Raw genomic sequence first — 26,300 nt, 5'->3', positions numbered from 1 at the left:
CCACGCCGGAAGGGGTTGACCGCGATCAGCCAGTCGTTCACCCCCTCGCACTATCCAATTGGCCGAAAACCACCACTCGCGTCACCTGCGGACCAGGGTCACCACAACCGAAAGGGGCGACACCGTCCAGCGGTGCCGCCCCTCTTGACGAAGCGTCAGACTCAGAAGGCGATCCGGACCTTCAGCGCGGAACGGTCGTCCATGGCCCGGTAGCCGTCCGGCACGCCGTCCAGGTCGACGGTCCGGTCGAAGACCAGGCCCGGCTCGATCGCGCCCGAGAGCACGTCGGGCAGCAGCTCGGGGATGTACGCCCGGGCCGGGGCGACACCGCCGTTGAGCGAAACGTTTCGGCCGAACATCTGACCGATGTCGACGCCCGCGCTGCCACCGTGCGGGACACCCACATAGCCGACCGCGCCGCCGTCCCGGGTGATCGAGATCGCCGTCCGCATCGACTCCTCGGTGCCGACCGCCTCCAGCACCGCGTGCGCGCCCAGGCCGCCGGTCAGCTCCTTCACAGCCTCGACCGCGGCGTCGCCGCGCTCGGCCACCACGTCCGTCGCGCCGAAGCGCCGGGCCAGCTCGGTCCGGGCCGGGTGCCGGCCCAGCGCGATGATCCGGCCCGCGCCCAGCCGCTGTGCCGCCAGCACGCCGCACAGGCCCACCGCGCCGTCGCCGACCACCGCGACCGTCGCCCCCGGGCGCACCCGCGCCGAGACCGCCGCATGGTGCCCGGTGGCCATCACGTCGGACAGCGCCAGCAGGCCCGGCAGCAGCTTCTCGTCGCCCGCGGCCTCCTTCGGCAGCTTCACCAGCGTCCCGTCCGCGAAGGGCACCCGCACCGCCTCGCCCTGACCGCCGTCCGAACCCACCGACCCCCAGAACCCGCCGTGCGGACACGACGTCTGCAGACCCTCGAGACAGAACTCACAGACCCCGTCCGACCACACGAAGGGCGCGACCACCAAATCGCCCTTCGCGAAGCCCCGGACCTCGGCGCCGACCTCCTCCACCACACCCAGGAACTCGTGACCGATCCGCTGCCCGGGCACCCGCTGGGCGACACCCCGGTACGCCCACAGGTCACTGCCGCAGATACAGGCGTTGACCACCCGGAGCACGACGTCCGTCGGGTGCTTGATCACCGGGTCCGGCACCTCTTCGATACGGATGTCGTTCGGTCCGTGGATCACCGTGGCGCGCATGCGTTCTTCCTCACACAAAGCCGGCCCACCGGCCGGAAACGATCTCGACCAGGTGTACGACACCCATGCGGACCACTCTATTCCGGCTGCCCGGTCGGAACATTTCGACCGGCCCCGGCCGACTCGCCCCTTATCCTGTTGGACCATGCAACCGATCCAGCCCGAGACGTACGGCGCGCCGCGGACCGCCCCGGTCCCCGCCCAGCGCTCCGCCGCCCCCGCCGAGGGCTTCGCGGTGGTCGACGTCGAGACCACCGGTCTCGGCCGCTCCGACCGCGTCATCTCGGCGGGCGTCTACCAGCTGGACGGCGACGGCGAGGTGACCGACCACTGGTACACCCTGGTCAACCCCGAGCGGGACCCCGGCCCGGTCTGGATCCACGGCCTCACCGCCGAACTGCTCTCCGGCGCGCCGACCTTCCCCGAGATCGCCGATGAGTTCGCGGCCCGCCTGGCGAACCGCGTGCTGGTCGCGCACAACGCGCTGTTCGACTGGAACATGATCTCCCGCGAGTTCTCCCGGGCCGGCCGCAGCGCCCCGGTCGAGCAGCGGCTGTGCACCATGGTGCTCTCCCGCGACCTGCGCCTCCCGCTGCCCAACGGCAAGCTCTCCTCGCTCGCCGCCCACTTCGGCGTCCAGCAGCGCCAGGCCCACAACGCCCTGGACGACGCCCGGGTGCTCGCCGAGGCCTTCCGCCCCAGCCTCCGGCTGGCCCGCACCCACGGCATCCCACTCCCCTTCCAGACCTGCGTCGCGGTCACCGACCTCGGCGAGGACGAGCCCGCCGCCCCCGGCCGCGGCAACTGGACCGGCGCCCAGTACCGCCAGGCCAAGAAGCGCCAGCCCTGCCCGTACCCCAACCCGGGGCGCTGGGAGGACGGCAAGCCGCTGGTCCAGGGCATGCGGGTGGCCTTCACCGGCGACACCGCCACCGACCGCGAGGTGCTGGAGGACCGCGCCGTCGAGGCCGGCCTGCACATCGCCACCTCCGTCAGCCGACTCACCAGCCTCCTGGTCACCAACGAGCCGACCAGCTGGAGCGGCAAGGCCCGCAAGGCCCGCGACGTCGGAACCCCGATCGTCACCGAGGACGCCTTCCTCCAGCTGTTGCGCGAGGTCGCCCCGCACCCCGGTGCGTGAGCCCGTTGTGAGGTCGGCGTACCGTTCCCATGTGTACCGTTTTCTGCTGACCCGCCAGTGGCTGATCACCATGCTGATCGCGCTGCTGCTGATCCCCGCGACGATCAAGCTGGGCTTCTGGCAGCTGCACCGCCACGAGGCGCGGGTGGCCCGGAACGAGCTGATCGGCAAGGCCCTCACGGCCTCGCCGGTGCCCTTCGACAGCCTGTCCGCGGCCCCCGGCACCGCCGTGCCGTCCGCCCTCACCTGGCGCGCCGTGACGGCCACCGGACAGTACGACCCGGCACACGAGTTCGTGGTCCGCAAGCGGACCGACGCCAACGGCACCCTCGGCTACTTCGTCATCACCCCGCTGAAGCTCTCCGACGGCAAGGGCACCGTCCTGATCAACCGCGGCTGGGTCCCCTCCGGCGACGGCGCCACCCAGTACCCGCCCGTCCCGGCCGCCCCCACCGGCGAGGTCACCCTCACCGGCCGGCTGCGCGCCGACGAGACCACCGGCAGCAGCGGCGGCTGGGTCAAGGACCGGGCCGGCCTCCCCGACCGCCAGTTCAACCTGATCAACACCGAACAGCAGTCCAAGGAGACCGGCACCACCCTCCTCAGCGGCTACCTGGAACTCACCGCCGGCACCCCGGCCCCGGCCGACCAGCCGCAGCTGATCCCCGAGCCCAACCACTCCGACATCGGCCCGCACATGGCCTACGCCATCCAGTGGTGGCTGTTCACCACGATGATCCCGGTCGGCGTCTGGGTGCTCATCCGCCGCGAGGCCAAGGACCGCCGCAAACAGGCCGCCGAACCCGAGGCCGCCCTCGACGCCCTCCCGGCCTAGAGCACCTCCTCCAACTCCCGCAGCAGCCGCGCCTTCGCCCGCGCCCCCACCACCGACCGCACCGGCTGCCCGCCCCGGAACAGCATCAACGTCGGCATCGACAGCACCCCGTACGCCGCCTGGGTCCGGGGGTTGCGGTCCACATCGACGCTCACCACCCGGAACCGGTGCGCCTCCTCCCGCGCGACGTCCGCCAGCACCGGCGCCATCATCCGGCACGGCGGGCACCAGTCCGCCGTGAAGTCGACCAGCACCGGCCCCTCGGCCTCAAGCACCTCCGCGGCGAACGTCTCGTCCGTCACCGCCGGCACACCCGCGATCTCCACCATCGTCTACTCCTTCTGCTCCCTGGCCAGTTCACACTCCGGCGGCTGCTCGGAAGCCGCGAGCTCGTCCCGCGCCCGCACCGCCCGCTCGAACTGCCCGGCCACCTGCACCCGGACGTCCCGCAAGCGCGCGATGCACTCGTCCAACTCGGCCAACTTCCGCCGGTAGACCTCCAACGAGGCCGGACAGGAATCCCCCTCCGGGTGCCCCGCCCGCAGACACTCCACGAACGGCCGGGTCTCCTCCAGCCCGAACCCGAAGTCCTGCAACGTCCGGATCTCCCGCAGCAGCCGCAAGTCCTCCTCGCCGTACGCCCGGTACCCGTTACCCGCCCGCCGGGCCGGCAACAACCCCAACTGCTCGTAGTACCGCAATGCCCGCGTGGTCGTCCCCGCCCGCTCCGCCAACTCCCCGATCCGCACGCCCACCCACTCCTCCCGAACAGCCACCACCGACGCTAAACCTTCCCCCCGACGTCAACGCCAGCCCCAACTCGGCCCCGCACACCCACACCCCACCCCAAAACCCACCCCGCACCAACCCACCCACCCCCACCACCCCCCTCCCCCTCACCCGCCCCAGGCGAGAGGGACGCGCTGCGGGAGGGGGCGGTGGAGGGGGTGGGTGCGGAGAGGGGCGTGACGGGTGATTTTCGGACCGCCAACGGTCTCAGCCCCCTCGATGAGGGTCGGCGGTCCGAAAATCATCCAGCCCCCGGAGCGCCCACCCCCGGAACCGCCCCCGGCGTCACCCACCCTCCCGAAAGCCCCCACCACACCCCAGCCCCCGCGCAGCGGCCCGGCAAGATGTCCCCCATGGATCTCGGACTCAAGAACAAGACCTACATCGTCACCGGCGCCACCCGAGGCCTCGGCCTCGCCACCGCCCGTGAACTCGTCGCCGACGGCGCCCACGTCCTCATCAGCGGCCGCACCCAACAAGCCGTCGACGCCGCCGTCTCCGAACTCGAAAAGCTCGGCACCGCCCACGGCTCCGGCACCGCCCACGGCCTGGTCGCCGACAACGCCGCCCCCGACACCGCCGACCGCCTGATCGCCGAGGCCACCACCCGCTTCGGCCGCTTCGACGGCATCCTGATCAGCGTCGGCGGCCCGCAGGCCGGCCCGGTCGAGACCACCCCGGAGTCCGCCTGGCGCGACGCCTTCGAGTCCGTCTTCCTCGGTGCCCTCCGCCTCGCCCGCACCGCGGCCGCCGCCCTCCCCTCCGGCGGGGTGATCGGCTTCGTGCTCTCCAGCTCCGTCCGCCAGCCGATCCCCGGGCTCGGCATCTCCAACGGCCTGCGCCCCGGCCTCGCGATGGCCGCCAAGTCCCTCGCCGACGAGCTCGGCCCGCGCGGCATCCGGGTGCTCGGCCTGCTCCCGGCCCGGATCGACACCGACCGGGTCCGCGAGCTCGACGCCCTCGCCCCCGACCCGGAGGCCGCCCGCGCCCACCACAGCGCCACCATCCCGCTGCGCCGCTACGGCACCCCCGAGGAGTTCGGCAAGGTCGCCGCCTTCGTGCTCTCCCCCGCCGCCTCCTACCTGACCGGCCTGATGGTCCCGGTCGACGGCGGCGCCCTCCGCTCCCTCTGAGCCCCGAGAAGAGCTATTCCAGCTGACGACGCTCCCGCCGCCCCCGATGCCGCCCGAACCGGCGACGCCGCCCGGCGGGAGCCTCCTGCAGCACCCGGATCCGCAGGTCGGCCGGCAGGTCCGCCAGCCCCAGGCTCCGTACGGCGTCCGCCCGCGGCCCGTCCTCGAAGTGCTCCACCAGCCCGACCGGATCCCCGCCCGGCGTCAGCCGTACGGCACCGCGCAGCCGCGGGTGCCCGGGCGCCCGCACCAATCGCACCCCTGCCCGATCGACCTCGGGCAGGACGGCCGTACCGTGCTCCATCGCCTCCTCCAGCGCCCGTGCGCTCACCCGCAGCCGGAGCCCGCCCGCCCCCGGTGTCGGCACCTTGATCCCGGGCAGCCCGGTCCGCCGCAGCTGCGCGACCAGCCACCAAGCCATGCCCAGCACCAACACCGAGAGACCCCCGATCACCGTCGGCCACCACCACGAGGAGCCGACCCACCGCACCCGGGAGCGCGCACTGACCACCGGCTGGTCCGGCGAGGTCAACGGCCACCAGCTCGGCGGATCGACCCCGACCCGCCGGTACAGATCCAACCCGCCCGCCAGCACCAGCACCCCGACCCCCACGAGCACCGCCCCCACCACCGCCAGCAGCACCCGATTGACGACCGTCCTGGTCATCCCTCCCCCTCCCCCGACCGATCCTGCGCACCACCCGTCACAGCACCATCCGTCACAGCACCGCCCACCACCACGCCACCCACCACCGCACCGCCCGCCACAACACCGCTCGCCACCTCACCCGCCGGCCCCCGCCAGGACCGCACGTCCAACCGCGGCGGCTGCGCCAGCCCCACCCGCGCCAGCTCCTCCCGCAGCTGCCGCTGCACACCGGCCGGGTCCACTGGCCCACTCACCGACACCCGCAGTCGGCGCCGCCCGACCTTGATCCGCAGGTGCTCGATGCCCGCCAGCCCGGCGGCCCGGTCCGCCAACAGGTGCCCGACCCCGGCCCGGTCGATCGCCGCCGCCGTCCCGCCGTACGGCCGCAGCACCAGCCAGCGCCGCAGTCCGGGCGTGAACGCCAGCCACAGCAGCCACCCGCCGACCAGCGCCGAGACCCCGGCGCCGACCAACACCCACAGATCGTCCAAGTGCCGCGTGGCCAGCTCGTCGGCGATCTGCGCCCGCCACCGCCGGGCCGGCTGCCCGGCCCGCACCGCGACCGCGTCGTACAGCAGCGCCCCCGCCACCACCAGCACCCCCGTGGCGACCAGCGCCGCCACAGCCGCCCGCCCCGACCTCAGCCGAGGCACCTTCCGCACTGCCCCCAACCCCACGTCCGACCCCACGTCCGACCCCACGTCCGACCCCACGTCCGACCCCGAACCCGACCCCACGTCCGACCCCGAACCCGACCCCACGTCCGACCCCGAACCCGACCCCGCATCCCCCTTCACCACGCTCCCCCCGCCACCAACTTCTCGACCACCACGACCACTTCGGAAACCCTGGTCCCGGTCAGCCCGACCACCTCCGCCGCCACCCGGTCCCGCACCCCCCGAGCGAGGCCCGCGAGGTCAGCGGGAAACGGCAGCTCCAACGCAACCCGGACGGTCACCGTGCTGCCCGGCCGCACCACCGACACCCGCGGCGGCGCCCCCTTCACCGACCGCCCGGCCCACACCTCGGCGAGCACCGCCCGCACGGCGTGCCCCGCGATCCGCTCGTACACCCGGTCCGCGACCCGGAGCCGCCCCCGACGCGCCGCACCGGAGACCGCACCGGAGGCGGCACCGGAGACCGCACCGGAGACCGCACCGGAGGCCGCACCGGAGACGGGCGCGGGAACGGCGCCCCCCATCAGCGCCGCCGGTCGCGGCCGCGGAGCAGGTCCCCGAGGTCGCCGAGTTCGATGTCGCCCTCCAGCAGCCGCCCAGCCACGAAGCCGACCAGCCCGAGCGCCGCCACCAGCAGGAACGCCGCGAACCCGCCGAAGTACCCGGCGAAGCCGAGGGCCATGCCCACCACCAGGCCGACGATGGCCAGGTTCATCCGCTACTCCCTCGTCCTCCACCGATCGCCGACGCCCCGGGCGAACCCCGCGGCCGGGCGCTACTTGAGCTTGGGCCGCTGCCCCGATGACGCCGTCGGCTCCTCTTCCTCCTCGAACTCCGGTTCGTCCGGGAGGTGGACGTCATTGACCGCGATGTTGACCTCGACGACCTCCAGGCCGGTCATCCGCTCGACCGCGTCGATGATGTTCTCCCGCACCTGGCGGGCGAGTTCGGGGATCACCACGCCGTACTCGACCACCAGGGCGATGTCGATCGCGGTCTGCTTCTCGCCGACCTCGGCCTTGATCCCGCGCCCGATGCTCGACTTCCCGCCGGGCACCCGGTCCCGCATCGCACCGAAGGTGCGGGCCAGCCCGGAGCCCAGCGCGTGGATGCCGGAGACCTCCCTGGCGGCCATCCCGGCGATCTTCTCCACCACGCCGACCGCCAGCGCCGTACGGCCGCGCTCACCGGCCGCCCGCCCGCCGTCCCCGCCCGCGCCGGATGCACCGGGCGCGGGCCGGGCACCGGCGGGCGGGCCGGGTGTGGGCCCACTGCCGGGGTTCTTGTGCAGGGTCGCGGGCGTCGGAGTGTCAGGCATGGGGCGCATCTCCCTCGTAGCGGCTCCAGCTATATCGCAAACCTCCCCAACTCTGGCATTCCGCCACGAGCCCCGCCCGCCGAGCGCACCCCGGAAACGCCGGGGCCCGGCCCCGGGGTGTTCCCCCGGGGCCGGGCCCCACCGCAGTGCCGGACCGGTCAGTCGCCGATCCCGGCGAGCTCCCGCAGCCGTCGGGCCTGGGCCGCCCGTTCGGCCGAACGCTGCTCGTCGTACGACCGTCCGGACGCGCCCTGGAGCAGCGCCTTGGTCTCGATCACGGCCCCGCGCGGCGCGGCCAGCAGGGCGGCGGCGAGGTCCCGGGCGGCGCCGTCGAGCTCCGTGCCGGGCACCGACAGGTTGGCCAGCCCGATCGCGGCGGCCTCCTCGGCGCCGACCCAGCGGCCGGTCGCGCAGATCTCCAGTGCCCGGGCGTAGCCGACGAGTTCGATCAGCGGCTTGGTACCGGCCAGGTCGGGGACGAGTCCGAGCGAGGTCTCCTTCATGGCGAACTGCACGTCGTCCGCGACCACCCGCAGGTCACAGCCGAGCGCGAGCTGGAATCCGGCCCCCACGGCGTGGCCCTGGACGGCGGCGATGGTGACCAGGTCGGCGCGGCGCCACCAGGTGAAGGCCTCCTGGTACGCGGCGATGGCCTGGTCCAGTTCGTGGTCGGCGGAGCCGGCCAGCTGCAGGAAGGTGGGCTCACCGGGGATGCCCTCGGGGGTGAACATGGCCCGGTCCAGCCCGGCGGAGAACGAGACGCCCTCGGCGCGCAGCAGCACCACCCGCACGCTGCCGGGCAGTTCGCGGCCGGCCTGGGCGAGGGCGCGCCAGAGCGCGGGCGACTGGGCGTTGCGCCGCTTGGGCTGACAGAGGGTGACGACGGCGAGCTCGCCGTCGATCTCCAGTCGGACGCCGTCCCGCTCCCAGCTCGGGGCCTGCGGGTCGGTGGCGGGGGCGGTCATGCGGGAACCTCCGGTGGCGGGGGACTTGGCTACCGGAGAGTAACAAACCTGGACGCGGACGGGCAGGGCCCCGGCCCGGAAAGATCGGAACGGCGCCCGGGGTCCGGCGTCCGGACATGACGATCGGCGGCCGGTCCACTCGATCCGAGGGCGGACGCCCAGCTGTGGTGTGCTGTCGTCTCCTCGGTCGGCGTCCTGCCGCCGCGCCATCCAGCTCAGGGCTGACGGACCGTCAGGAACCGGCTCCGGCAGTCGCCTTGTTCTTGCCACGCGTGGCACCGCCGCGGCCCCGGAGGATCACTCCGGACTCGCTCAGCATCCGGTGCACGAAGCCGTACGAACGACCGGTCTCCTCCGCGAGAGCGCGAATGCTCGCCCCGGAGTCGTACTTCTTCTTGAGATCGGCCGCGAGCTTCTCACGCGCGGCACCGGTCACCCGGCTGCCCTTTTTCAGAGTCTCGGCCACCCGTGCCTCCTCGTAGCGTTGCTCGGTCAGATTCCCATGATCACCCATCCACCGCGTCCTGGCCACCCATTCGACAAGGTCGATGTCGCAAATGCGTGGTCCTGCGGTGGTGATCCGAGCGCACCAGGGCGCTCACGCAGAGTGCACGCCCCCGGGCAGCTGCCGCCGGTTGCCGAGAAAGAGCTGATCAGCAGCGTCGGCCCGACCACGTTCGAGTGGCGGGCCGACGGGAAGTGCTTAAACGGAATCCGGGTCTTCTTCATTCCCGGACACGCCGAAAGGACTAGATATTCTGGGCCGAAAAGCGGATCCGGCGTCTACTTCCGGTCAGGCCAGCGAGACCAGGTCGGCGTACGACGGGTTCCACAGGTCCTCGACCCCGTCCGGCAGCAGGATGATCCGCTCCGGGTCGAGCGCCTGGACGGCGCCCTCGTCGTGGGTGACCAGCACGACCGCACCGGAGAACTCGCGCAGCGCGCCCAGGATCTCCTCGCGGCTGGCCGGGTCGAGGTTGTTGGTGGGCTCGTCCAGCAGCAGCACGTTGGCCGAGGAGACCACGAGGGTGGCCAGGGCCAGACGGGTCTTCTCCCCACCGGAGAGCACCCCGGCCGGCTTGTCCACGTCGTCGCCGGAGAACAGGAAGGACCCGAGGATCTTGCGGATCTGCACCAGGTCGGTGTCCGGCGCGGCCGAGCGCATGTTCTCCAGGACGCTGCGGTCCGGGTCGAGCGTCTCGTGCTCCTGGGCGTAGTAGCCGATCTTCAGGCCGTGGCCCGGGATCACCTCGCCGGTGTCCGGCGCCTCCACCCCGGCCAGCATCCGCAGCAGGGTGGTCTTGCCGGCGCCGTTGAAGCCCAGCACGACGACCCGGGAACCCCGGTCGATCGCCAGGTCGACGTCGGTGAAGATCTCCAGCGAGCCGTAGGACTTGGACAGGCCGCTGGCGGTCAGCGGGGTCTTGCCGCAGGGGGCCGGCTCCGGGAAGCGCAGCTTGGCGACCTTGTCGTTCATCCGGACCTGCTCCAGGCCGGAGAGCAGCTTGTCGGCGCGGCGGGCCATGTTCTGCGCGGCCACCGTCTTGGTCGCCTTGGCGCGCATCTTGTCGGCCTGGGCGTTCAGGGTCGCGGCCTTCTTCTCGGCGTTGGCCCGCTCGCGCTTGCGGCGCTTCTCGTCGTCCTCGCGCTGCTGCTGGTACTGCTTCCAGCCCATGTTGTAGACGTCGATGCAGGAGCGGTTGGCGTCCAGGTAGAAGACCTTGTTGACGACCGTCTCGACCAGGTCGACGTCGTGCGAGATGACGATGAAGCCGCCCTTGTACGTCTTCAGGAAGTCCCGCAGCCAGACGATCGAGTCGGCGTCCAGGTGGTTGGTGGGCTCGTCGAGCAGCAGCACGTCGGAGTCCGAGAAGAGGATCCGGGCCAGCTCGACGCGGCGGCGCTGACCACCGGAGAGGGTGTGCAGCGGCTGGCCGAGGATGCGGTCCGGCAGGCCCAGCGCGGCGGCGATGGTGGCGGCCTCGGCCTCGGCGGCGTAGCCGCCCTTGGTGAGGAACTCGGTCTCCAGGCGCGCGTACTTCTTCATCGCGTTGTCCCGGGTGGCGCCCTTGCCGTTGGCCATCCTGTCCTCGTTCTCGCGCATCTTCCTCAGCACGGTGTCGAGGCCGCGGGCGGAGAGGATGCGGTCCTTGGCGAGGACGTCCAGGTCGCCGGTGCGCGGGTCCTGCGGGAGGTAGCCGACCTCGCCCGAGCGGGTGACCGTACCGGCGGCGGGCAGACCCTCACCGGCCAGCACCTTGGTGAGCGTGGTCTTGCCGGCGCCGTTGCGCCCGACCAGACCGATCCGGTCACCGGCGGCGACCTTGAAGTTCGCGGACTCGATCAGGATCCGGGCACCGGCGCGCAGCTCTAGGGCGTTGGCGGAAATCATGGCTGGGTCTGCTCCTGGGACGTGGGCGGGCGGCCGGGTGCGGACCCGGGCTGCGGGAAGGAGGGCTTCATCGGCGGTCGGCGCGGTGGAACGGGGCGCCGCCGCCCGCTATTGCCCGGAGAAGATAGCCATGACGGCCAGTCTACCGGGCCGCGCCAAACGCCCCGGGGCGTACCGCCCCGGGGTACCCGCCGGGCCTCCCCCGGCTACTGCTGCGGCGTGGCCGCCGGGTCCGCCGGGGTGACGGGGGCCGCCGGGGCGGTCGCCGTCGGGCTCGCCGAGGGGTCGACGCAGCCGCCCTGGGGGCGGACCGCGGCGAACGGGGCGTCCGGGTTGGCGCAGCCCGTCTCGGGGGCGGCCGCCTTGGTGTCGAAGACCTTGGGCGGCACGATCGGGCCGTCGGTGATCTCCACCCGGCCGGCGTCCAGCACCTTCACCGTCGCGGCCGGGCCGGTGGTCATCGACCAGCCGTTGCTGTCCAGCCGGTAGCCGGTGATGCCGCCGGAGACGGCCACCCCGCTGCTGTTGGTGCAGGTGCGCGGGATGAGCACGGCGTAGTCGGTGTGCACGGTGCGCAGCGGGTCGTAGAGGCAGCCGGTGGAGGGCCGGTCGTTGTAGCGCAGGTCGCCGTCGGCGTCGCGCAGGCCCATGGTCAGGCTGGGCGTCACCAGGGCCAGCCAGGGCGAGCCGTCCCGCTGGACGGTGTGCAGCGCGGCGGCGGCCCGCTGCTTGGCGGTGTCCTTGCGCTGGGCGTCGGTGCGCTTGTCGGCACCCGGCTCGCCGTCGGCCCGCAGGTAGTCCGCCAGGCCGGGCACGGCGCGGTGCCAGCGCACCTCGTGGTCGCCCGGGCGCACCGAGGTGACCAGGCCGTCGTCCCAGACCACGATCGCGTTGTCCCCGGCCATCGCCAGGTAGAGCGCCTCGGCGCCCTCCCGGCGGTACGTCCAGGCCCGCTCGCCGGTCTGCTTGTGGTAGGCCTCCAGGCCGGGGCCGACCACCCGCAGGTCCAGGTCGGCCGAGCTGACCGACTGCGAGTTGACCGGCGTCGCCTCCGCGTCACCCGGGCCCGCCACCCGGTCGCCGAACGGCACCGGCTTGTTCGCGTGCGCCGCAGCACCGGCCGCAAGGACCAGCATCACCGCCAGGGCAGGCAGGATCGAGCGGGGGGTGAGGACACGCGGCGGCTTCCAGGACACGGCCGGAGCGTACCTTTCGGCGGGTGCGCGAGTCAGCCCGGAATCGCCGCCGCGGCGCCCGGTCGACCGCACGGCGGACCGTGCGCGCCCGTCCGGTACGCCCGCCCGCCCACCTGCGCCGTCGGCCCCCCGGCCGATCGGCGGAACCCTCCGCGGCGGGCCCCGAGAGCCCCGCCGGACCGTTACAGAGCTGATACACGGGGCCGGGCCGGACGGGTGTTGCGGCAGACGGCGTTCGAATATCGCCCACTTTAGGGTGACATTCGGCTTTTCTCCCCTCCACCGGGCCTACTGTCGGCGAGCGTGGCGCGACGCCCCGTCGACGTCGTCACCCGCCCAGCTCCCGCCCGACCGGAGGACAGACCATGCGCATGGGCCGCCTGACGCTGGCCGCCGCCGCTCTGCTGCTGATGGCCACGGCCGGCTTCCCGGCCGGGACGCCGCTCAGCGGGACCGAACGGCACAGCCTCTCCTCGGACGCCTTCGAGCCGCGCGGCGCGGCGCCCCGCCCACCGGTCCAGCGGCCCCGGCACGAGCCGCCGTTCGGCGCCTTCGTCGGCTCCTGGGACGACTACATCCCGCAGATCGGCAAGTACGCCCAGTGGCTGGGCAACGCGAACATGCAGGTCGGCCACACCTACCTGGCGGGCAACGGCTGGGCGGACATCGAGGGCGAGCCGGTGGTGCTCGGCCTCTGGTCGCAGTGGCGGCTGGCCGACCCGTCCCGGCTGCTGGTGCTCGGCGTGCCGATGCTGGTGCCCAACGAGGCGCACGTGCCGGACGGCGAGGTCGCCAGACTGCTCGGCCAGGGCGCGCGCGGGGACTTCGACAGCCACTTCCTGCGGCTCGCCCGCCGGCTGGTGGCGCTCGGCGGGGCGGACACCGTGATCACCCTCGGCTGGGAGATGAACGGCATCACGTACACCCACCGCTGCAAGCCCGACCCGTCCGCCTGGAAGGCGTACTGGCGCCGGATCGTCGGGGTGATGCGCTCGGTGCCCGGGCAGCGGTTCCGCTTCGACTTCGCCCCCAACCGGGGTCTGGACGCCATCCCGTGGACCAAGTGCTACCCCGGCGACGACGTGGTGGACATCGTCGGCATGGACAGCTACGACCAGCCGGCCGGGAGCACCTTCGACGACTACGTGCGCGAGCCGTACGGCCTCCAGGACCAGGTGGAGTTCGCGGCCAAGCACGGCAAGTCGGTCTCGTACCCGGAGTGGGGGCTGTTCCGCAACGGCGACAACCCCGAGTTCGTCCGCCGGATGGTCGACTGGATGCGCACCCACGACACCACCTACCAGACCGTCACCGACTACTGCCCGCACGGCTTCTTCCAGTGCCGGAGCAATCCGCGCTCGACGGCGGTGTTCAAGCAGCTGATGGCGGGGTCGCCGGGGGCGCCGCAGGTCGTGCCGACGGCGCCCCCCGCCCCGACCGTGCCGGTCGTACCGACCCCGCCGACCCCGCCGGCCGCGCCGAGCCCGAGCGTCGGGCCCACCCCGCCGGCCGCGACGGCGAGCCCGTCGGCCGGAGCATCGCCCAGCCCCTCCGCGACCAGGACACCGTCCCGGCGCTGAGCGTCAGGCCCGGCGGCGGGCCAGGAGGGCCTCCTTGAGCCGGGGGAAGCGGGTGCGCAGCTGGTGCGCCAGCGCCTGCCGGGCCCGCACCGCGCCGGCCCGGGCGGCGACCGCCGGGGCCGCGCCGACCGGGCCCAGCAGCAGGCGCTGGTTGGGCGTCCCGTCCGGCCGCCAGCGCTGCTTGTACGGTTCCTGGCCGCGCAGCAGGCCGAGCACCGGGACTCCCGCGCCGACCGTCTCGTCCAGGGCCGCGCTGAACAGCAGCCCGGCGATGTCCAGCCGCTCGCGCAGCACCGGGTGGGCGCCGTACATGTAGAGCCCGCCGAAGGAGGGGCAGAGCAGCAGCAGGTTGACCGCGACCAGCTCGCCGTCCAGGTGGAACTGGTGGACGGCCGCCCGGCCGGTGGCGACCAGGCCGGTGGTGGACTCGGTCAGGTGCCGGGCGAAGCGCTCGGTGCGGTGCTCGGCGGTGACGCCGCGCTCCTTCCACTGCAGGAAGTGCAGCCGCAGCAGGCCCTCCAGCGCGGCCGGCACCTCCTCCACCGGCGTGGACCGGACCTGTACCCCGGCCTCGGCGATCTTGCGCAGCTTCACCCGGCTGCGCTGGGCGGTCTTGCCGGGCACCCGCTTGAGCAGCCGCTCCATCGGGATGGCCGGCAGGTACTGGCAGAGCGAGTCCTGGTGGCGGCGACGGGCGCCGTGCCAGTGCTCGTACACCCGCTGCACCGCCGCCTCGGGGTGGACCTCGCGCAGCTCCAGCCAGTGCCAGGGGCGGGTGAGCGGGAGGGCGGCGGCGAACTCGGCGGCGGCCCGGTCGGCACAGTCGTCGTCGAGCAGCACGTCGCCGTAGTCGACCAGCCCCGCGCCGAGGCCGGTGAGGCCGCCGAACGGGCCGCCGCGGCGCATGAAGGCGCCCGCGCCGACCAGCCGGCCGTCCCGGCGGACCAGTACCAGCAGCAGGGCGCCGGGGCGGCCGTAGTGGCGCCACCAGGACCGCTGCCAGACGCCGGCCTGGAAGAAGGTGGCGGTCCGGCAGCGGGCGACCAGGTCGTCCCACTCCTCGGCGACGGTGTCCAGCGCGTCGTCCTCGCGGCGCAGCTCGGTGGTCCAGACGGGCGCGGCCGACTGGGCCGGGAGGCCGGCGGCCCGGGTCTCGGTGCTCATCGTCCGCTCCGGGCTGCGGCCTTCTCCTTGGCCGGCGGCTCGACCGCGGCGGCGGGCTCCGCCTCGGGCGCGGTCTTCGCCCCGGTCTTCGCCCCGGTCTTCGCCTCAGTCTTCGTTCCGGTCTTCGCCCCGGTCTTCGCCGAGTTCCCGGGCTCGCCCTCGGGGTAGGACTTCGGCTCGGACTCGGCGTGGGCCTTGCCGGCCGGCTCCTCGGCGCGCGGACGGGGCGTCGCGGGGGCCGGAGCCGGCTCAGCGGCCTCAGCGGCCTCTGCGGCCTCGGGGGCGGGTGCTCCGCCGCGCCGCCGGGTCATCAGCACCAGCGAACCGAGCAGCAGCCCGGCCGCGGCACCGACCGCGACGTCCAGCTTGGCGGAGGGGGTGGTCGGCTTGTCCGGCTCGGCGGCCGGCGCCAGCGTGACCAGCCGGACGTTGGTGTCCCTGCTGCTGGTGTTGGCGAAGGCGACCAGCGAGCGGGCCACCGCGTCGGCGGTCTCGGCCGCCTCCTGGGGGCGCCCCCCGGTGCCGGTGATCTCGATCATCGGGGCGTCCGGGGAGGTCGTCCCGGACACCAGGGTCTCCAGCTCGGACCGGGTGTGGCCGGTCTCGGCGGCTGCCACCGCGAGCACCTGCGGCTGGCCCGCGAGCCGGCCGTACGCCTGGGCGAAGTTGGTCGCGGTCGACGCCTCCCCCGGGTTCTGCGGCACCACGAGGACGTAGGCGCTGGCGGCGTACGAGGGGTGCGAGACGACGGCGTACCCGGCGCCGGCCGCGGCGCCCAGCGGCACCGCGAGGGCCACCGGCCACCAGCGGCGGACCAGGTGGCGGGCGCTTCGGAGCGGTGTGGTCATGTGGGTGTGGCTCCTTGGGTCTGGTACTGCGGTTCCGGCGGCGGGCGGGTCAGCCGCGGGCCAGCCGGTCGTAGAGGGCGCCCAGGTCGGCGGCGACCCGGACGATGTCGTAGTGGCCGACGGCCGGCGGGTGCGGAAGCGGGTCCGCGATGTGGCCGCTCAGCTGCCGCAGGTCGCGCAGCGCGGCGGCGTACGCGGCGGGCTCGGAGGGGATCCGGCGGGCCTGCGGGGCGGCGCTGGGCGGCAGTTCGTCCAGCGCCGGGCAGGCGCTGTGCCGCACCGGCAGCCCGGCCGCCAGGCCCTCCAGCACGCCCAGGCCGAAGGTCTCCGCGGTGGAGGGGGCGGCCAGCACGTCCATCGCGGCCAGCAGGTCGGGGACGTCGGAGCGCTCACCGGTGAGCACCAGCCGTTCCCGGACGCCGAGTTCGGCCGCCCAGCGGTCCAGCTCGACCCGCTCCGGGCCCTCGCCGACCAGCACCAGCCTGGTCCCGGGGTCGAGTTCGGCGAGCGCCGCCAGCAGCACCTCGAAGCGCTTGCCGGGGACCAGCCGGCCCACCCCGCCGACCACCCAACTGCCCTCCGGCAGACCGAGTTCGGCCCGGATCCGGCGGCGGGCGGCGGCCCGCTCGGCCGGCGGGCGGCGGTAGCCGGCGGTGTCGATGCCGTTCGGGATCAGCTCGATCCGGGCCGGCGGGACGCCCCAGGAGCGCAGGGTCTGGGCGACCTGCCGGGAGACCGCGACGGTGGTGCTGCCGAGCCGCTCGGCGGCCAGGTAGAGGCCCTTGACGCCCCGGGTGACCGGGCGGCCCTCGATCACCCCGGCGTGCAGCGAGTGCTCGGTGGAGACCACCGCCCGCACCCCGGCGAGCCGCGCGGCCAGCCGGCCGTACAGCTGGGCGCGGTAGAGGTGGGTGTGCACCAGGTCGTAGCGGCCGGCCCGGACCAGCCGGACCAGCCGGGGCAGCGCGCCGAGGTCCCGGTTGCCGCGCATGCCGAGGTGGTGCACGGTCACGCCGTCGGCACGCAGCGCGTCGGCGACCGTGCCGGGATTGGTCAGCGCGAGCACCTCGCAACGCTGGTGCGGCGGCAAGTGCCTCAGCAGCAGGTGGAGTTGACGCTCGGCACCGCCGGAGGCGAGCCCGGTGACGATGTGCAGCACCTTCACGGCCGACGCTCCCGACGACTGTGCTTCAAGGAGGTGACGGCGTCGCGCAGCCGGTGGCGGCCCTTCTTGGCGCGCAGCCGCCAGGCGCCGTCGCGGTCGCCGACGTAGCAGCGGGGCAGGGCGAACCGGCCGGTGAGCGGGGAGTGGGCGATGGCGCAGGCGTAGTCGTAGCCCGCGTCGCGCACGGCCGCGGCGGCGGGCCGGTCGACGGCCCCGTACGGGTAGCAGAAGCCGGTGACCGGGCCGCCGACGACCTCCTCCAGCAGGCGCCGGCTCTCCCGGGTCTGCACCGCGAGGACGTCGGCGGGCAGCCCCGGCAGTGCCTGGTGGCCGAGGCCGTGCGAGCCGATCTCCCAACCGGCGGAGGCCAGTTCGGTGACCTCCTGGACGGTGAGCAGCTTCTTGCGCGGGCCCTCGGTGTCCCAGCCGTTGTCCTGGCCGAGCAGGTCGGCGACGACGTAGGCGGTGGCGGTGAAGCCGTAGGCCTGGAGGATCGGGACGGCGTACCGGGCGAAGTCCGCGTAGCCGTCGTCGAAGGTCAGGCCGACCAGCTTGTCGTCCCGCCCCTGGGCGCGGGCCCGCATCAGCTCGCGGACCGAGACGCCGCGCCGCCCGCGCCGGTGCAGCCAGCCGATCTGCTCGGCGAACCGCTCGGGGCTGACGGTGAGTTGGTACGGGTCCTCCTCCTCGACCGCCACCGAGTGGTACATCAGGATCCACGGCGAGGAGGAGCCGGGCGGGGCGGCTTCGCCGACCGTACGGCGGCTCCTGGGCAGTCGCGCCCGGTCGGACGGGGCGTCGCTGGCGCCCGCCCGGGCCGAACGGACGGTTCCCCGTTCATCGTCCATGGGGAAACTTCCCTTCGTCGGCGACGGTTGGCGGGTTGGGGGCCCGCCGGACGGGCCCGAGTCCCAGGACCCGGGCGGCGGCGAGGACCGGGCCGCGCACCTCGCCGGCCCGGAGCCCGGTGCCGAGGGCGGCGAAGACCAGCACCACGGTGAGGCCCCCGGAGAGGGTCGAGAGCAGCGGATCGGCCGCCAGGCCGGCGGCGGCCGCGCCCAGGGCGGTGGCCCCGGCGGCGGCGGCGACCAGCCGGGCGTGGCCGCCGAGCACCCGGCGCAGCCGCAGCGGGATGCCGCGCAGCACCAGGCCGCGCAGCAGCAGCGCGGCGGCGGCGGTGATCCCGGCCGCGTTGCCGGCGGCCAGGCCGAGGGCGCCGAACCGGGGCGTGGCGAGCAGGCCGACGGTGACGGTCACCCCGAGGCCGAGCAGCATCGCGGCGACCGGGTACCAGTCCAGCAGCCGGCGCCCGCCGTCCTCGCTGCGCGGGTCGTCGGCCCGGCGGACCACCGGGCGCAGCGAGAAGTACGGGCGGATCATCACGCCCATCAGCGCCTGGGCGGGCAGCCCGAGGCTGTACACCCGGATGACCGCCGCGGTGGCGGTGGTGTCGCCGGGGCCGAAGGCGCCGCGCTCGAACAGCAGCGAGACCGCCGAGGGAGCGCAGGCCATCAGGAAGGCCGTACCGAGCAGGACGACCGCCGCGGCCTGGCCGAGGTCCTTCTCGACCCGGTCCCGGGCCGCGGTGAGGTCCCCCGCCGCGAGCGCCCGGGCGACCAGCGGGAAGGTGACGGTGCAGATCAGGATGCCCGCCGTCATGGCGAGTTGGGAGACCTTGGCCGCGTAGTTGAGGTGCGAGATGGTGCCGGGCGGCAGCGCCGAGCCGAGGTAGCGCTCGACGAAGACCTGGGACTGCCGGGTCAGCGTGAAGGCCGCCACCGGCAGCAGGGCCAGCGGCATCAGCACCAGCGCGTTGCGGCCGCGCCGGGTGCGGCCGGCCCCGGCCTGGCCGGCCCGCAGGTGCCGCAGGAACGGGCCGACCAGCAGGACGGCCATCAGCAGGCTGCCGAGCGCCACGCCGAGGGCGGCGGAGCGGACGCCGAGGACGCCGTGGAAGCCGAACAGCAGGGCCAGGATGCCCAGGTTGTAGGCGACGTAGATGCCCGCCGGGGCGGTGAAGCTGTGGTGGGCGCGCAGGGCGGCGGCCAGGTAGCCGACCACGCCGAACGGCAGCACGGTGATCGCGGTGATCCGGGTGCAGGAGACGGCCAGGCCCGGGTCGGGCAGGCCGGGGGCGAGCAGTTCGACCAGCTGGGGGGCGCCGAGGGCGGCGGCCAGAGCGAGCCCGCTGAGGGCGAGCAGCAGCCCGGGCAGGGTGGCGCGGACCAGCTGGCGGACCGGGTCGGGGGCGTCCGGGTCCTCCTCGCGCAGCACCAGGGCGAGGGCGAAGGCGGGCACCATGAGGAAGGACATGGCGTCCTCGATCAGCAGCGGTGCGGCCGTCTCGGGCACGGTCCAGGCGACCAGGAAGGCGTCGGTGCCCTGGCTGGCGCCGAAGTAGCGGGCCAGCAGGAGGTCGCGCAGCAGGCCGAGGCCGGAGCCGGCCGCGCTGAGCACGGCGGTGACGCCGAACGCCTTGGCGAGGAAGCCGCCCCGGGGTGCCCGGCCCGGCCCGGGGGCCGGGGTCCGGTGCGGGGCGGGGGCGCTGCGCGGGGCCGGGAGGGCGGAGGCGAGGGCGACGGGCTGGTCGGTGGTCACGGGGTCACCGCCGGCTCCCGGGCGGCGGCGCGGGCCGCGAGGCCGAGGACGACGGAGGTCAGCACCGTGGTGGTGCCGCCGATGTCGGCGTACAGGAAGTCCACCAGCACCCAGGTGAGCAGCGCGAGGGCGGCGAGCGAGGTGCCGCGGCGGTGCCGCAGGCAGCCGAGGAGGAGGCCGAGGAAGAGCGCGGCGTAGGCGGTGATGCCGATCAGGCCCTGCTCGCTGAGCACCAGGAAGTACATGTTGTGCGGGGAGAGCAGCGGTTCGCGCTGGAAGCCGATGGTGGAGTCGGCGGCGTCGCTGCCGGAGGACAGCCGCAGCGGGGCGTGGCTGTCGCGCAGCCGCGGGAAGGCCTTCGGCCCGGCGCCGTGGACGGGGTGGTCCTGCCAGATCCGCCCGGCGGTGGCCCACAGGTCGTAGCGGTCGGAGACGGACTGGTCGGGTGCGGCGGAGACGGAGCCGATCGAGCTGAGCCGCTCGGTGACGCCGGAGGCGCCGAGGCCGAGGCCGCCGACCAGGACGACCGCCGCGGCCAGGCCCAGGACGGCGCTGCGGACCAGCAGCCGGGCGTCCGCGCGCAGCAGCAGCACGGTCACGGCGACGCCGGTGGCGATCCAGCTGCCGCGGCTGAACGAGACGGCGAGCGGGAACGCGAGGAAGGCGGCGGCGGCGAACATCGCCCGGCGCAGCCGCGCGTTTCCGTCGGGGCCCCGTTCGCCGAGGGCGAGGGCGAGGGCGGCGAGCAGTCCGTAGCTGACCACGGTGGACATCCCCATGATGTCCAGCGCGCCGAAGGTGCCGACGGCCCGGATCGGCTGGCCGGTGTAGGAGGCGCCGGTGCGGGTGAGGTACTGATTCGCCCCGACCACGCCCTGGATCAGCGCGGCGAGCACGAAGGAGCCGAGGACCAGCCGCTGGTCGGTGCGGTCGCGCAGCGAGCAGAGCACGGCGGCCGGTACCAGGACGAACACCTGGGTGAGCCGGACGAAGCCGGTGAGGCTGGTGGTCGGGTCGATCGAGCCGAGGGTGGCGACGGCGGCGGCGACCACGATGCCGCCGAACAGCGCGCAGGCGGCGCGGCTGATCGCGGGCAGTCGGCCGCGCAGCAGGTTGAGCGCGGTGAGGGCGACCAGGGCGAGCGAGGCGACGTCGGCGGCGGTGACGTGGACGGCCGCGGTGACGTCCTTCTCCCCGGCGGGCACGCAGACCAGCAGGACGGTGGCCGCCGCGAGCAGACTGGACCGGTCGGCGAGGGCGGGCAGGGCCCGCCGTAGAGCTGCTGCTCGCCCGCTCGCCTCCGGGGCGCTCGAACCCACTGCCGACCTTCCTCGCTTCGGCACTCGATGCGCTCGCTCGTCGCTCGTCGCTTTCGGCACCGGAACGCCCCTTCGGCTCGGGGCGGGCGGCTCGACGGTCAGGGCCACGCCGGGTCAGCTCCCGTCCGGGTGGAGCATCAGGGCCGCGGTGCGGCACAGGATCTTGACGTCCTGCCAGAGGCTCCAGCTCTCGATGTAGCGGTTGTCGAAGCGGGCCCGCTCCTCGATCGAGGTGTCCCCGCGCAGGCCGTTGACCTGGGCGAGGCCGGTGAGGCCGACCGGGACCCGGTGGCGGTCGCCGTACTCGGGGTAGGCCTGGCTGAACCGCATGACGAAGTACGGGCGTTCGGGACGCGGGCCGACCAGGCTCATGTCGCCGCGCAGGATGTTCCACAGCTGCGGGAGCTCGTCCAGCGAGCTCTTGCGGAGCAGTCGGCCGACGGCGCCCATCCGGTGGTCCTGGGAGATGTTCCAGCGGGTCGCCGACTCGTGCTCGTTGCTCGGGCGCAGGGTGCGGAACTTCAGGACGGTGAAGACCCGGCCGTCCAGGCCGGTGCGCTGCTGGCGGAAGAGCACACCGGGGCCGGTGTCGAAGCGGACGGCGAGGGCGCACAGCGCCAGGACGGGGGCGAGCAGCAGCAGGCCGGTCCCGGCGACGGCGACGTCCAGGGCGCGCTTGGCGGCCCAGCCGGGGCGGCGCATGGCCGGGCTGCCGAGGCGCAGGCACGGGAAGCCCCACAGGTGGTCGCCGCCGGCGATCGGGGCGGTGGGCAGCGAGCCGTGCTCGCGCAGCGCGGGCACCAGCCAGACCTGGCAGCCGAGCCGGACGGCGTCGCGCAGGGCGGCGGCGGTCTCGCCCTCGTCGGCGGCGCCGGCGGTGGCGATCACGTGGTGGATCCGGTGCCGGCGGACCTCGCGCTCCAGCACCTCGCGGCCGCCGAGGACGGGCAGGTCGGTGTCGTCGGCCAGCAGCGGCGGGTCTGCGTCCAGGAAGCCGACCGGGCGCATGCCGTACTCGCCGTGCTCGCGGAGGGCGGCGGCGACCTTGCGGCCGAGCCGGCCGGCGCCGAGCACCAGGACGGGGTTGGGGCGGCCGCAGCGGATCCGCCGGACCAGGTGGTAGAGGACGGCGCGGCCGAGGGCGGCGATCAGCAACTGGGCACCGAGCAGGACGGTGAGGCGGGCCGGGGTGGCCGGGCCGCAGTCGGGCCAGCGGCCGTCCAGGCAGCCGGCCAGGGTGACGGCGAAGGCGGTGGCGACCACGGCGCGGACGGCCAGGGCCGGCAGTTCGTCCAGGACGGAGAGGGTGAGTCGGGTGCGGTAGAGGCCGCCGGCCAGGTTGAGCAGCAGGAGCAGGGGCAGGACGGCGGCGGCGCCGAGCAGCGGGGCGAGCGGGACGGTCGGGTCGATCGCCCGGTTGGCGATGCCGGTGGCGGTGCAGAGGGCGATCGCGTCGACCTGGACCAGCGCGAGCGGCAGGGCGAGCCGGGACCGGGCGGCCCGGCGGTGTCGGCGGGGCGACGGCACCGCTCGGGGGTAGGTCGCCCTGGCCGGCCGGTCGAGCAGCCCGGTGCCGGGCAGCCGCGGGCCGGACAGGGGCCCGCCGGATCGTGGCACACGGTCGTGGTCAATGGTCATCAGCGCACGAACTCCCCTGCTGTGTGCCCGGGGTGGCGGTGCCCCGGCACCGATGGGCATGGGGCGGCCGTCCCGGCCCGGTGGGCGCGGTCCTGACAGCACCTGCTATCGCTGACGGCTTTCGGTTCTCCGGCGAGGGGGCCGATCGCGGAACGGCTGGTCAGCATGGACGCGGCCACGACGGGCCCGGACGCGATTTTCCGGGGTGGAATCGAAACGAAGCAGGCAAAATCCGACAATACCGAACCTGGGCATGTCCGGCGGAAGTTGACTTGCCGTTTCATTCCAGCCGCCCATTAATAGGAATTTCTGACTTGACGCCTCGCCCATTTCCGGTTGAGGGTGCGAATGCGCCGACGCCGGTACGGCGGGGATTCACGGCATGTGAAACGATCAGATCCGCTCTGGGACACGGGTCCTGCGCCGCCCGGCCGCCGGTCCGGCCCCCAGCAGATGGCGGTACAGGACGTCCACCTGTTCGACCACCGTACGAACGTCATGCCGGGCGACCACGTGCTCGCGCAGCCGGGCACCGCGTCGCTCGCACTCGATCGGATCGGACAGGGCTTCGGCCATCCGGGTGGCGAGCGCGCCCGCGTCCTCGGGCGGCACCACCGACTGCGCGCGCACCGCCTGCGGCAGGCACTCCCGGGCGCCCGGAACGTCCGTCAGCAGCACCGGCCGAGCCGCCGCCATCGCCTCCAGCGGCGCCAACGCCATCCCCTCCCAGCGCGAGGGCAGCACCACCAGGTCCGCCGCCGCCAGCCACGGACGCGGATCCGGCACGTCCCCCACCAGCCGGACCCGGGACGGCTCGGCCGACTCCCGGACCGCCTCGGCCAGCCGCTGCTCCTCCGGCCCGCCGCCGACCAGCGCCAGCCGGGCCTGCGGCACCCGGCGCAGCAGCTCCGGCCAGGCGGCCAGCAGCACGTCCTGGCCCTTCTGCCGACACAGCCGGCCGACGCAGACCGCGAGCGGGGCGTCCAGGTCCAGCCCGAGCGCGATCCGGGCAGCCCGGCGGTCGGCGGGCGCGTAGTGGCGGACGTCCACACCGTTGGGCACCACCGCCCAGTCGGCGTGCACCCCGGCGGCCACGCCGTCGGCCCGCTCCTGGACGCTGACGCACAGCAGCCGGTGCGCCCACCGGCTCGCGAAGCGCTCCCAGCGCAGGGTCGCGGCGGCCATCGGGCCGTCCACGGCGGCGAAGGACCAGGCGTGCGGCTGGAAGACGGTCGGCACCGCGCCGCGCACGGCCAGCCGGCCGGCCAGACCGGCCTTGGCGCTGTGCAGGTGGACCACGTCGGGCCCAGCGGCCCGGACGATCCGGCGCAGCCGCCAGGCCTCGGCGGCGGTGGCCGGGCCGGGCGAGCGGTCGGCGGGCCAGTCCTGGACCAGCGCGCCCACCGCGGCGGCCTCTTCGGCCAACCGCCCGCCCCGCGGGCAGGCGACCAGCACCCGGTGCCCGGCCTCGCGCTGCCCCCGGGCCAGATCGACGAGGACGCGGGCGACTCCGCCGTCCACCGGCTGCGAAATGTGAAGGATCGTCATATGCACGGCGGCGAGCCTAGGATGGCTCGCCCGCACCGGGCGGCTCCCGTCACCCGCAGGTGGCGGGCCGTCCACCCGTACGGCTTCCGGCTCGTACGGGCGGACGAGCCGCTCGAAACTCCGGGCGATTCCCCCGGATCAGGTGGGACACCGGGATCAGCGGACCTCGGGGTCGGCGGACCTCGGGGTCAGCGGACCTCGGCGGCCAGGTTCGCCAGCACCTGGTCGTGGATCCGGTTCAGGCCCTTGGGGGCGAAGGTGCGCTCGAAGAAGCCACCGATGCCGGTCGCGCCCTGCCAGGTGGCCGTGACGGTGACCTTGGTACGACCCTCGCCGGCGGCCGCGACGGTCCAGGTGATCACCATGCTGGAGTTGGCGTCCTTCTCCACCAGCTGGTCCGGCTTCGGCGCCGAGACGGTGAACAGGCAGTCGCGCACCCGCTTCTCGGTGGCCTGCAGCTTCCAGTGCACCTGGGTGCCCGCGCCGGTGCCGCCGACCCGGACCTCGTACTCGCTGTACTGCGCGGGCAGCAGCTTCGGGCGGGTCACCTGGTAGTCGGCCAGCGCCTCGTACACCCGCTCGGGCGCGGCGTCGTAGTCCCGCTCGGTGGTGGCCTGCACCTGTCCCATGCCTTGCTCTCCTCTGTGGTGGGTACCGCTCTGCGTACCGGTCTCACCGGCAAGCCAATCACGCGGCACGGCGGGATAGGGTGGCGGGTGTGCTCGATCTGGTGACTGCGCTGCGCTACGTGGACCCGCTGCGGGCCGGTGGCTCGGTGCCGGGCGTCGTGGAGACCGACGACCTGGGGACGTACGTGGTCAAGTTCACCGGTGCCGCCCAGGGCCGCAAGGCACTGGTGGCCGAGGTGATCGTCGGCGAGCTGGCCCGGCGGCTCGGGCTGCGGGTGCCGGAGCTGCGACTGGTGGACTTCGACCCGGTGGTGGCCGCCGACGAACCGGACGCCGAGATCCAGGACATGCTCAAGGCCAGCGCCGGCCTCAACCTCGGGATGGACCTGCTGCCCGGGGCCGCCGACTACCGGCCCGGGACGATCCCGGTGGACTCCGCCGAGGCGGGGCGGGTGGTCTGGCTGGACGCGCTCACCGGCAACGTCGACCGCACCGTCCACAACCCCAACCTGATGGTCTGGCACCGGCGGCTCTGGCTGATCGACAACGGCGCCGCGCTGATCTTCCACCACCGCTGGGCCACCGCGGAGGCGTCCGTCGGCAAGCGCTACGACCTCAGCGCGCACGCACTCGGCGGCTGCGCCCCGGACGTCCGGCTGGCCGACGAGGACCTCGGGCCGCTGGTCACCGTCGAACTGCTGGAGCAGGTGGTGGCGCTGGTCCCGGACGAGTGGCTGGCCGACGAGCCCGGCTTCGACTCGGTGGACGCCGTCCGGCACGCCTACGTCACCCACCTGGCCGCCCGGGCGGTGCTCTCCGAGGAGTGGCTGCCGGAGGGCTTCGCCACCCCCGAGCAACTGCGCGAGGCGGAGCGGCGGAACGCGGCCCGCACCCGGGCCGGTCGACCGGCCTGGCTGCAGGAGGTGCCCGACCTGCACGGCAAGCCGTCGGTGGAGACGGTCTGGGAGCACCACTTCGAGGCCGAGGGCCAGGGTCCGCCGGACAGGCCTTAGTTCCAGCGCAGCGTGAGGTACTCGATCACGGTGCCGAGCAGCAGGCCGAAGGTCCGCACCGCGAAGCCGGTGTCCCGGCGGAACCCCCGCAGTCGCGCGACCAGCCCCCCGATCTCCAGCCCGAGCAGCGGGCCCGCGGCGACCACGGGGGCGAACACCACCCCGACCACCCCGAGGGCGAGGAGGTACCTCGCGGCCGTGAGGGTGAGGGTCGCGATGGGCACCAGCATCGGCGCGGCGAGCAGCAGTTGGACGACGCCGAGCGCCGGCACGAGCCGGCGCCGCCGCTCGGCGGCGGGACGGACAGGGGCCTGCGGCCCGGTGACGGTGGCAGCCATGCCGTTCAACTCCTGCGAGGACCCCGGTGGTTGTCGAGCCATCCTGTCCCACCAGCGGGCCGGCGGCCTGAGTACGGGTACTCGAACGCCGCTGGGGAGCGGGGCCCGTGGCCCCGCTCCCCAGCTCAGTGTTCGGTGCTCAGTGTTCGGTGCTCAGCGC

The 26,300-nt window shown here is 74.3% G+C and carries 27 protein-coding genes; 5 read left to right on the top strand and 22 right to left on the bottom strand.

The genetic code is table 11. The annotated features are described in order from the left end of the window. Nucleotides 1-161 precede the first annotated feature (161 nt). Nucleotides 162-1,205 carry a zinc-dependent alcohol dehydrogenase family protein gene (locus ABTY61_RS22320; protein ID WP_350506777.1) on the bottom strand — a complete coding sequence of 348 codons (1,044 nt, stop codon included), beginning with the start codon at nt 1,203-1,205 and terminating at the stop codon, nt 162-164. A gap of 145 nt (nt 1,206-1,350) precedes the next feature. On the opposite strand from ABTY61_RS22320, the gene ABTY61_RS22315 reads away from it, so the two are divergent. Both ABTY61_RS22315 and ABTY61_RS22310 read left to right on the top strand, forming a co-directional pair. After that, complete coding sequence (locus ABTY61_RS22315; RefSeq protein WP_350506776.1) at nt 1,351-2,346, top strand: DEDDh family exonuclease; 996 nt, start codon at nt 1,351-1,353, stop codon at nt 2,344-2,346. 31 nt (nt 2,347-2,377) lie between these two features. Then, on the top strand, nt 2,378-3,181 hold the full coding sequence (locus ABTY61_RS22310; RefSeq protein ID WP_350506775.1) for an SURF1 family cytochrome oxidase biogenesis protein: 804 nt from the start codon (nt 2,378-2,380) through the stop codon (nt 3,179-3,181). Here the strand turns inward: ABTY61_RS22310 and trxA are convergent. Next, entirely contained in the window at nt 3,178-3,510 is a 333-nt protein-coding gene (gene trxA, locus ABTY61_RS22305) for a thioredoxin (RefSeq protein ID WP_350506774.1), read from the bottom strand. The genes ABTY61_RS22310 and trxA overlap by 4 nt on opposite strands. Nucleotides 3,511-3,513: 3 nt before the next feature. Then, nucleotides 3,514-3,930 carry a MerR family transcriptional regulator gene (locus ABTY61_RS22300; protein WP_350506809.1) on the bottom strand — a complete coding sequence of 139 codons (417 nt, stop codon included), beginning with the start codon at nt 3,928-3,930 and terminating at the stop codon, nt 3,514-3,516. Nucleotides 3,931-4,323: 393 nt separating this feature from the next. Here ABTY61_RS22300 and ABTY61_RS22295 point away from each other — a divergent pair, with 393 nt between their 5' ends. Further along, on the top strand, nt 4,324-5,103 hold the full coding sequence (locus tag ABTY61_RS22295) for an SDR family oxidoreductase (RefSeq protein WP_350506773.1): 780 nt from the start codon (nt 4,324-4,326) through the stop codon (nt 5,101-5,103). Nucleotides 5,104-5,116: 13 nt separating this feature from the next. Here the strand turns inward: ABTY61_RS22295 and ABTY61_RS22290 are convergent, their stop codons facing one another. From ABTY61_RS22290 to ABTY61_RS22250, 9 genes are all read right to left on the bottom strand, one after another. Continuing rightward, nucleotides 5,117-5,770, bottom strand: a complete 654-nt coding sequence (locus ABTY61_RS22290) for an Asp23/Gls24 family envelope stress response protein (RefSeq protein WP_350506772.1) — start codon at nt 5,768-5,770, stop codon at nt 5,117-5,119. Next, nucleotides 5,767-6,405: a DUF6286 domain-containing protein gene (locus tag ABTY61_RS22285; protein ID WP_350506771.1), complete on the bottom strand. Its 639-nt coding sequence runs from the start codon at nt 6,403-6,405 to the stop codon at nt 5,767-5,769. The genes ABTY61_RS22290 and ABTY61_RS22285 overlap by 4 nt, the downstream gene beginning before the upstream one ends. 140 nt (nt 6,406-6,545) lie before the next feature. Beyond that, nucleotides 6,546-6,953, bottom strand: coding sequence for a hypothetical protein (locus ABTY61_RS22280; protein WP_350506770.1), 408 nt, complete (start codon nt 6,951-6,953; stop codon nt 6,546-6,548). After that, complete coding sequence (locus ABTY61_RS22275; protein WP_063349611.1) at nt 6,953-7,144, bottom strand: hypothetical protein; 192 nt, start codon at nt 7,142-7,144, stop codon at nt 6,953-6,955. The genes ABTY61_RS22280 and ABTY61_RS22275 overlap by 1 nt, the downstream gene beginning before the upstream one ends. 60 nt (nt 7,145-7,204) lie before the next feature. Further along, on the bottom strand, nt 7,205-7,747 hold the full coding sequence (locus tag ABTY61_RS22270; RefSeq protein ID WP_502895395.1) for an Asp23/Gls24 family envelope stress response protein: 543 nt from the start codon (nt 7,745-7,747) through the stop codon (nt 7,205-7,207). Nucleotides 7,748-7,905: 158 nt separating this feature from the next. Further along, entirely contained in the window at nt 7,906-8,712 is an 807-nt protein-coding gene (locus tag ABTY61_RS22265) for an enoyl-CoA hydratase/isomerase family protein (RefSeq protein WP_350506768.1), read from the bottom strand. Nucleotides 8,713-8,944: 232 nt separating this feature from the next. Continuing rightward, nucleotides 8,945-9,178 (bottom strand): helix-turn-helix domain-containing protein, encoded by a 234-nt coding sequence (locus ABTY61_RS22260; protein ID WP_030059940.1) that lies wholly within the window; start codon nt 9,176-9,178, stop codon nt 8,945-8,947. A 327-nt stretch (nt 9,179-9,505) separates the two neighbouring features. After that, entirely contained in the window at nt 9,506-11,104 is a 1,599-nt protein-coding gene (locus ABTY61_RS22255; protein ID WP_350506767.1) for an ABC-F family ATP-binding cassette domain-containing protein, read from the bottom strand. A gap of 206 nt (nt 11,105-11,310) precedes the next feature. Beyond that, nucleotides 11,311-12,300, bottom strand: coding sequence for a PQQ-binding-like beta-propeller repeat protein (locus tag ABTY61_RS22250; RefSeq protein WP_350506766.1), 990 nt, complete (start codon nt 12,298-12,300; stop codon nt 11,311-11,313). Between the two features lie 365 nt (nt 12,301-12,665). Between ABTY61_RS22250 and ABTY61_RS22245 the strand changes: the two genes are divergently transcribed. Further along, the gene (locus tag ABTY61_RS22245; RefSeq protein WP_350506765.1) at nt 12,666-13,880 is read left to right on the top strand and encodes a glycoside hydrolase family 26 protein; all 1,215 of its coding nucleotides are present in this window, start codon (nt 12,666-12,668) and stop codon (nt 13,878-13,880) included. A gap of 3 nt (nt 13,881-13,883) precedes the next feature. Here ABTY61_RS22245 and ABTY61_RS22240 read toward each other — a convergent pair whose 3' ends face one another. From ABTY61_RS22240 to ABTY61_RS22200, 9 genes are all read right to left on the bottom strand, one after another. Next, a complete protein-coding gene (locus tag ABTY61_RS22240; RefSeq protein WP_350506764.1) occupies nt 13,884-15,044 on the bottom strand; it encodes a GNAT family N-acetyltransferase in 1,161 nt (386 codons plus the stop codon). After that, on the bottom strand, nt 15,041-15,892 hold the full coding sequence (locus ABTY61_RS22235) for a Wzz/FepE/Etk N-terminal domain-containing protein (protein WP_350506763.1): 852 nt from the start codon (nt 15,890-15,892) through the stop codon (nt 15,041-15,043). The genes ABTY61_RS22240 and ABTY61_RS22235 overlap by 4 nt, the downstream gene beginning before the upstream one ends. A 49-nt stretch (nt 15,893-15,941) precedes the next feature. Continuing rightward, on the bottom strand, nt 15,942-17,057 hold the full coding sequence (locus ABTY61_RS22230; RefSeq protein ID WP_350506762.1) for a glycosyltransferase: 1,116 nt from the start codon (nt 17,055-17,057) through the stop codon (nt 15,942-15,944). Next, on the bottom strand, nt 17,054-17,905 hold the full coding sequence (locus ABTY61_RS22225; protein WP_350506761.1) for a polysaccharide deacetylase family protein: 852 nt from the start codon (nt 17,903-17,905) through the stop codon (nt 17,054-17,056). The genes ABTY61_RS22230 and ABTY61_RS22225 overlap by 4 nt, the downstream gene beginning before the upstream one ends. Continuing rightward, nucleotides 17,895-19,655 (bottom strand): lipid II flippase MurJ, encoded by a 1,761-nt coding sequence (locus tag ABTY61_RS22220; protein ID WP_350506760.1) that lies wholly within the window; start codon nt 19,653-19,655, stop codon nt 17,895-17,897. Before ABTY61_RS22220 ends, ABTY61_RS22225 begins: the two co-directional genes overlap by 11 nt. After that, nucleotides 19,652-20,974: an O-antigen ligase family protein gene (locus tag ABTY61_RS22215; protein ID WP_350506759.1), complete on the bottom strand. Its 1,323-nt coding sequence runs from the start codon at nt 20,972-20,974 to the stop codon at nt 19,652-19,654. The genes ABTY61_RS22220 and ABTY61_RS22215 overlap by 4 nt, the downstream gene beginning before the upstream one ends. 114 nt (nt 20,975-21,088) lie before the next feature. After that, nucleotides 21,089-22,612 (bottom strand): sugar transferase, encoded by a 1,524-nt coding sequence (locus ABTY61_RS22210; RefSeq protein WP_350506758.1) that lies wholly within the window; start codon nt 22,610-22,612, stop codon nt 21,089-21,091. A 393-nt stretch (nt 22,613-23,005) separates the two neighbouring features. Further along, nucleotides 23,006-24,160 carry a glycosyltransferase gene (locus ABTY61_RS22205; protein ID WP_350506757.1) on the bottom strand — a complete coding sequence of 385 codons (1,155 nt, stop codon included), beginning with the start codon at nt 24,158-24,160 and terminating at the stop codon, nt 23,006-23,008. Between the two features lie 188 nt (nt 24,161-24,348). Beyond that, nucleotides 24,349-24,789, bottom strand: a complete 441-nt coding sequence (locus ABTY61_RS22200; protein WP_350506756.1) for an SRPBCC family protein — start codon at nt 24,787-24,789, stop codon at nt 24,349-24,351. A gap of 89 nt (nt 24,790-24,878) precedes the next feature. Here ABTY61_RS22200 and ABTY61_RS22195 point away from each other — a divergent pair, with 89 nt between their 5' ends. Beyond that, complete coding sequence (locus tag ABTY61_RS22195) at nt 24,879-25,802, top strand: HipA family kinase (protein ID WP_350506755.1); 924 nt, start codon at nt 24,879-24,881, stop codon at nt 25,800-25,802. Here the strand turns inward: ABTY61_RS22195 and ABTY61_RS22190 are convergent. After that, nucleotides 25,799-26,140, bottom strand: a complete 342-nt coding sequence (locus ABTY61_RS22190) for a hypothetical protein (protein ID WP_350506754.1) — start codon at nt 26,138-26,140, stop codon at nt 25,799-25,801. The two genes, ABTY61_RS22195 and ABTY61_RS22190, sit on opposite strands and share 4 nt — an antisense overlap. Between the last annotated feature and the right edge of the window lie 160 nt (nt 26,141-26,300).

Origin of the sequence: Kitasatospora sp. NPDC096128 (assembly GCF_040303105.1) — a bacterium.
Classification (GTDB): Bacteria; Actinomycetota; Actinomycetes; order Streptomycetales; family Streptomycetaceae; genus Kitasatospora.
This window is presented reverse-complemented; position numbering and strand designations above follow the sequence as displayed.

Coding starts and splice junctions, on each gene's coding strand:
- ABTY61_RS22320 (WP_350506777.1), bottom strand. CDS start 1,205: ATGCGCGCCACGGTGATCCACGGACCGAACGACATCCGTATCGAAGAG.
- ABTY61_RS22315 (WP_350506776.1), top strand. CDS start 1,351: ATGCAACCGATCCAGCCCGAGACGTACGGCGCGCCGCGGACCGCCCCG.
- trxA (WP_350506774.1), bottom strand. CDS start 3,510: ATGGTGGAGATCGCGGGTGTGCCGGCGGTGACGGACGAGACGTTCGCC.
- ABTY61_RS22295 (WP_350506773.1), top strand. CDS start 4,324: ATGGATCTCGGACTCAAGAACAAGACCTACATCGTCACCGGCGCCACC.
- ABTY61_RS22290 (WP_350506772.1), bottom strand. CDS start 5,770: ATGACCAGGACGGTCGTCAATCGGGTGCTGCTGGCGGTGGTGGGGGCG.
- ABTY61_RS22280 (WP_350506770.1), bottom strand. CDS start 6,953: ATGGGGGGCGCCGTTCCCGCGCCCGTCTCCGGTGCGGCCTCCGGTGCG.
- ABTY61_RS22275 (WP_063349611.1), bottom strand. CDS start 7,144: ATGAACCTGGCCATCGTCGGCCTGGTGGTGGGCATGGCCCTCGGCTTC.
- ABTY61_RS22270 (WP_502895395.1), bottom strand. CDS start 7,747: ATGCCTGACACTCCGACGCCCGCGACCCTGCACAAGAACCCCGGCAGT.
- ABTY61_RS22265 (WP_350506768.1), bottom strand. CDS start 8,712: ATGACCGCCCCCGCCACCGACCCGCAGGCCCCGAGCTGGGAGCGGGAC.
- ABTY61_RS22255 (WP_350506767.1), bottom strand. CDS start 11,104: ATGATTTCCGCCAACGCCCTAGAGCTGCGCGCCGGTGCCCGGATCCTG.
- ABTY61_RS22245 (WP_350506765.1), top strand. CDS start 12,666: ATGCGCATGGGCCGCCTGACGCTGGCCGCCGCCGCTCTGCTGCTGATG.
- ABTY61_RS22240 (WP_350506764.1), bottom strand. CDS start 15,044: ATGAGCACCGAGACCCGGGCCGCCGGCCTCCCGGCCCAGTCGGCCGCG.
- ABTY61_RS22235 (WP_350506763.1), bottom strand. CDS start 15,892: ATGACCACACCGCTCCGAAGCGCCCGCCACCTGGTCCGCCGCTGGTGG.
- ABTY61_RS22225 (WP_350506761.1), bottom strand. CDS start 17,905: ATGGACGATGAACGGGGAACCGTCCGTTCGGCCCGGGCGGGCGCCAGC.
- ABTY61_RS22210 (WP_350506758.1), bottom strand. CDS start 22,612: ATGACCATTGACCACGACCGTGTGCCACGATCCGGCGGGCCCCTGTCC.
- ABTY61_RS22205 (WP_350506757.1), bottom strand. CDS start 24,160: ATGACGATCCTTCACATTTCGCAGCCGGTGGACGGCGGAGTCGCCCGC.
- ABTY61_RS22200 (WP_350506756.1), bottom strand. CDS start 24,789: ATGGGACAGGTGCAGGCCACCACCGAGCGGGACTACGACGCCGCGCCC.
- ABTY61_RS22190 (WP_350506754.1), bottom strand. CDS start 26,140: ATGGCTGCCACCGTCACCGGGCCGCAGGCCCCTGTCCGTCCCGCCGCC.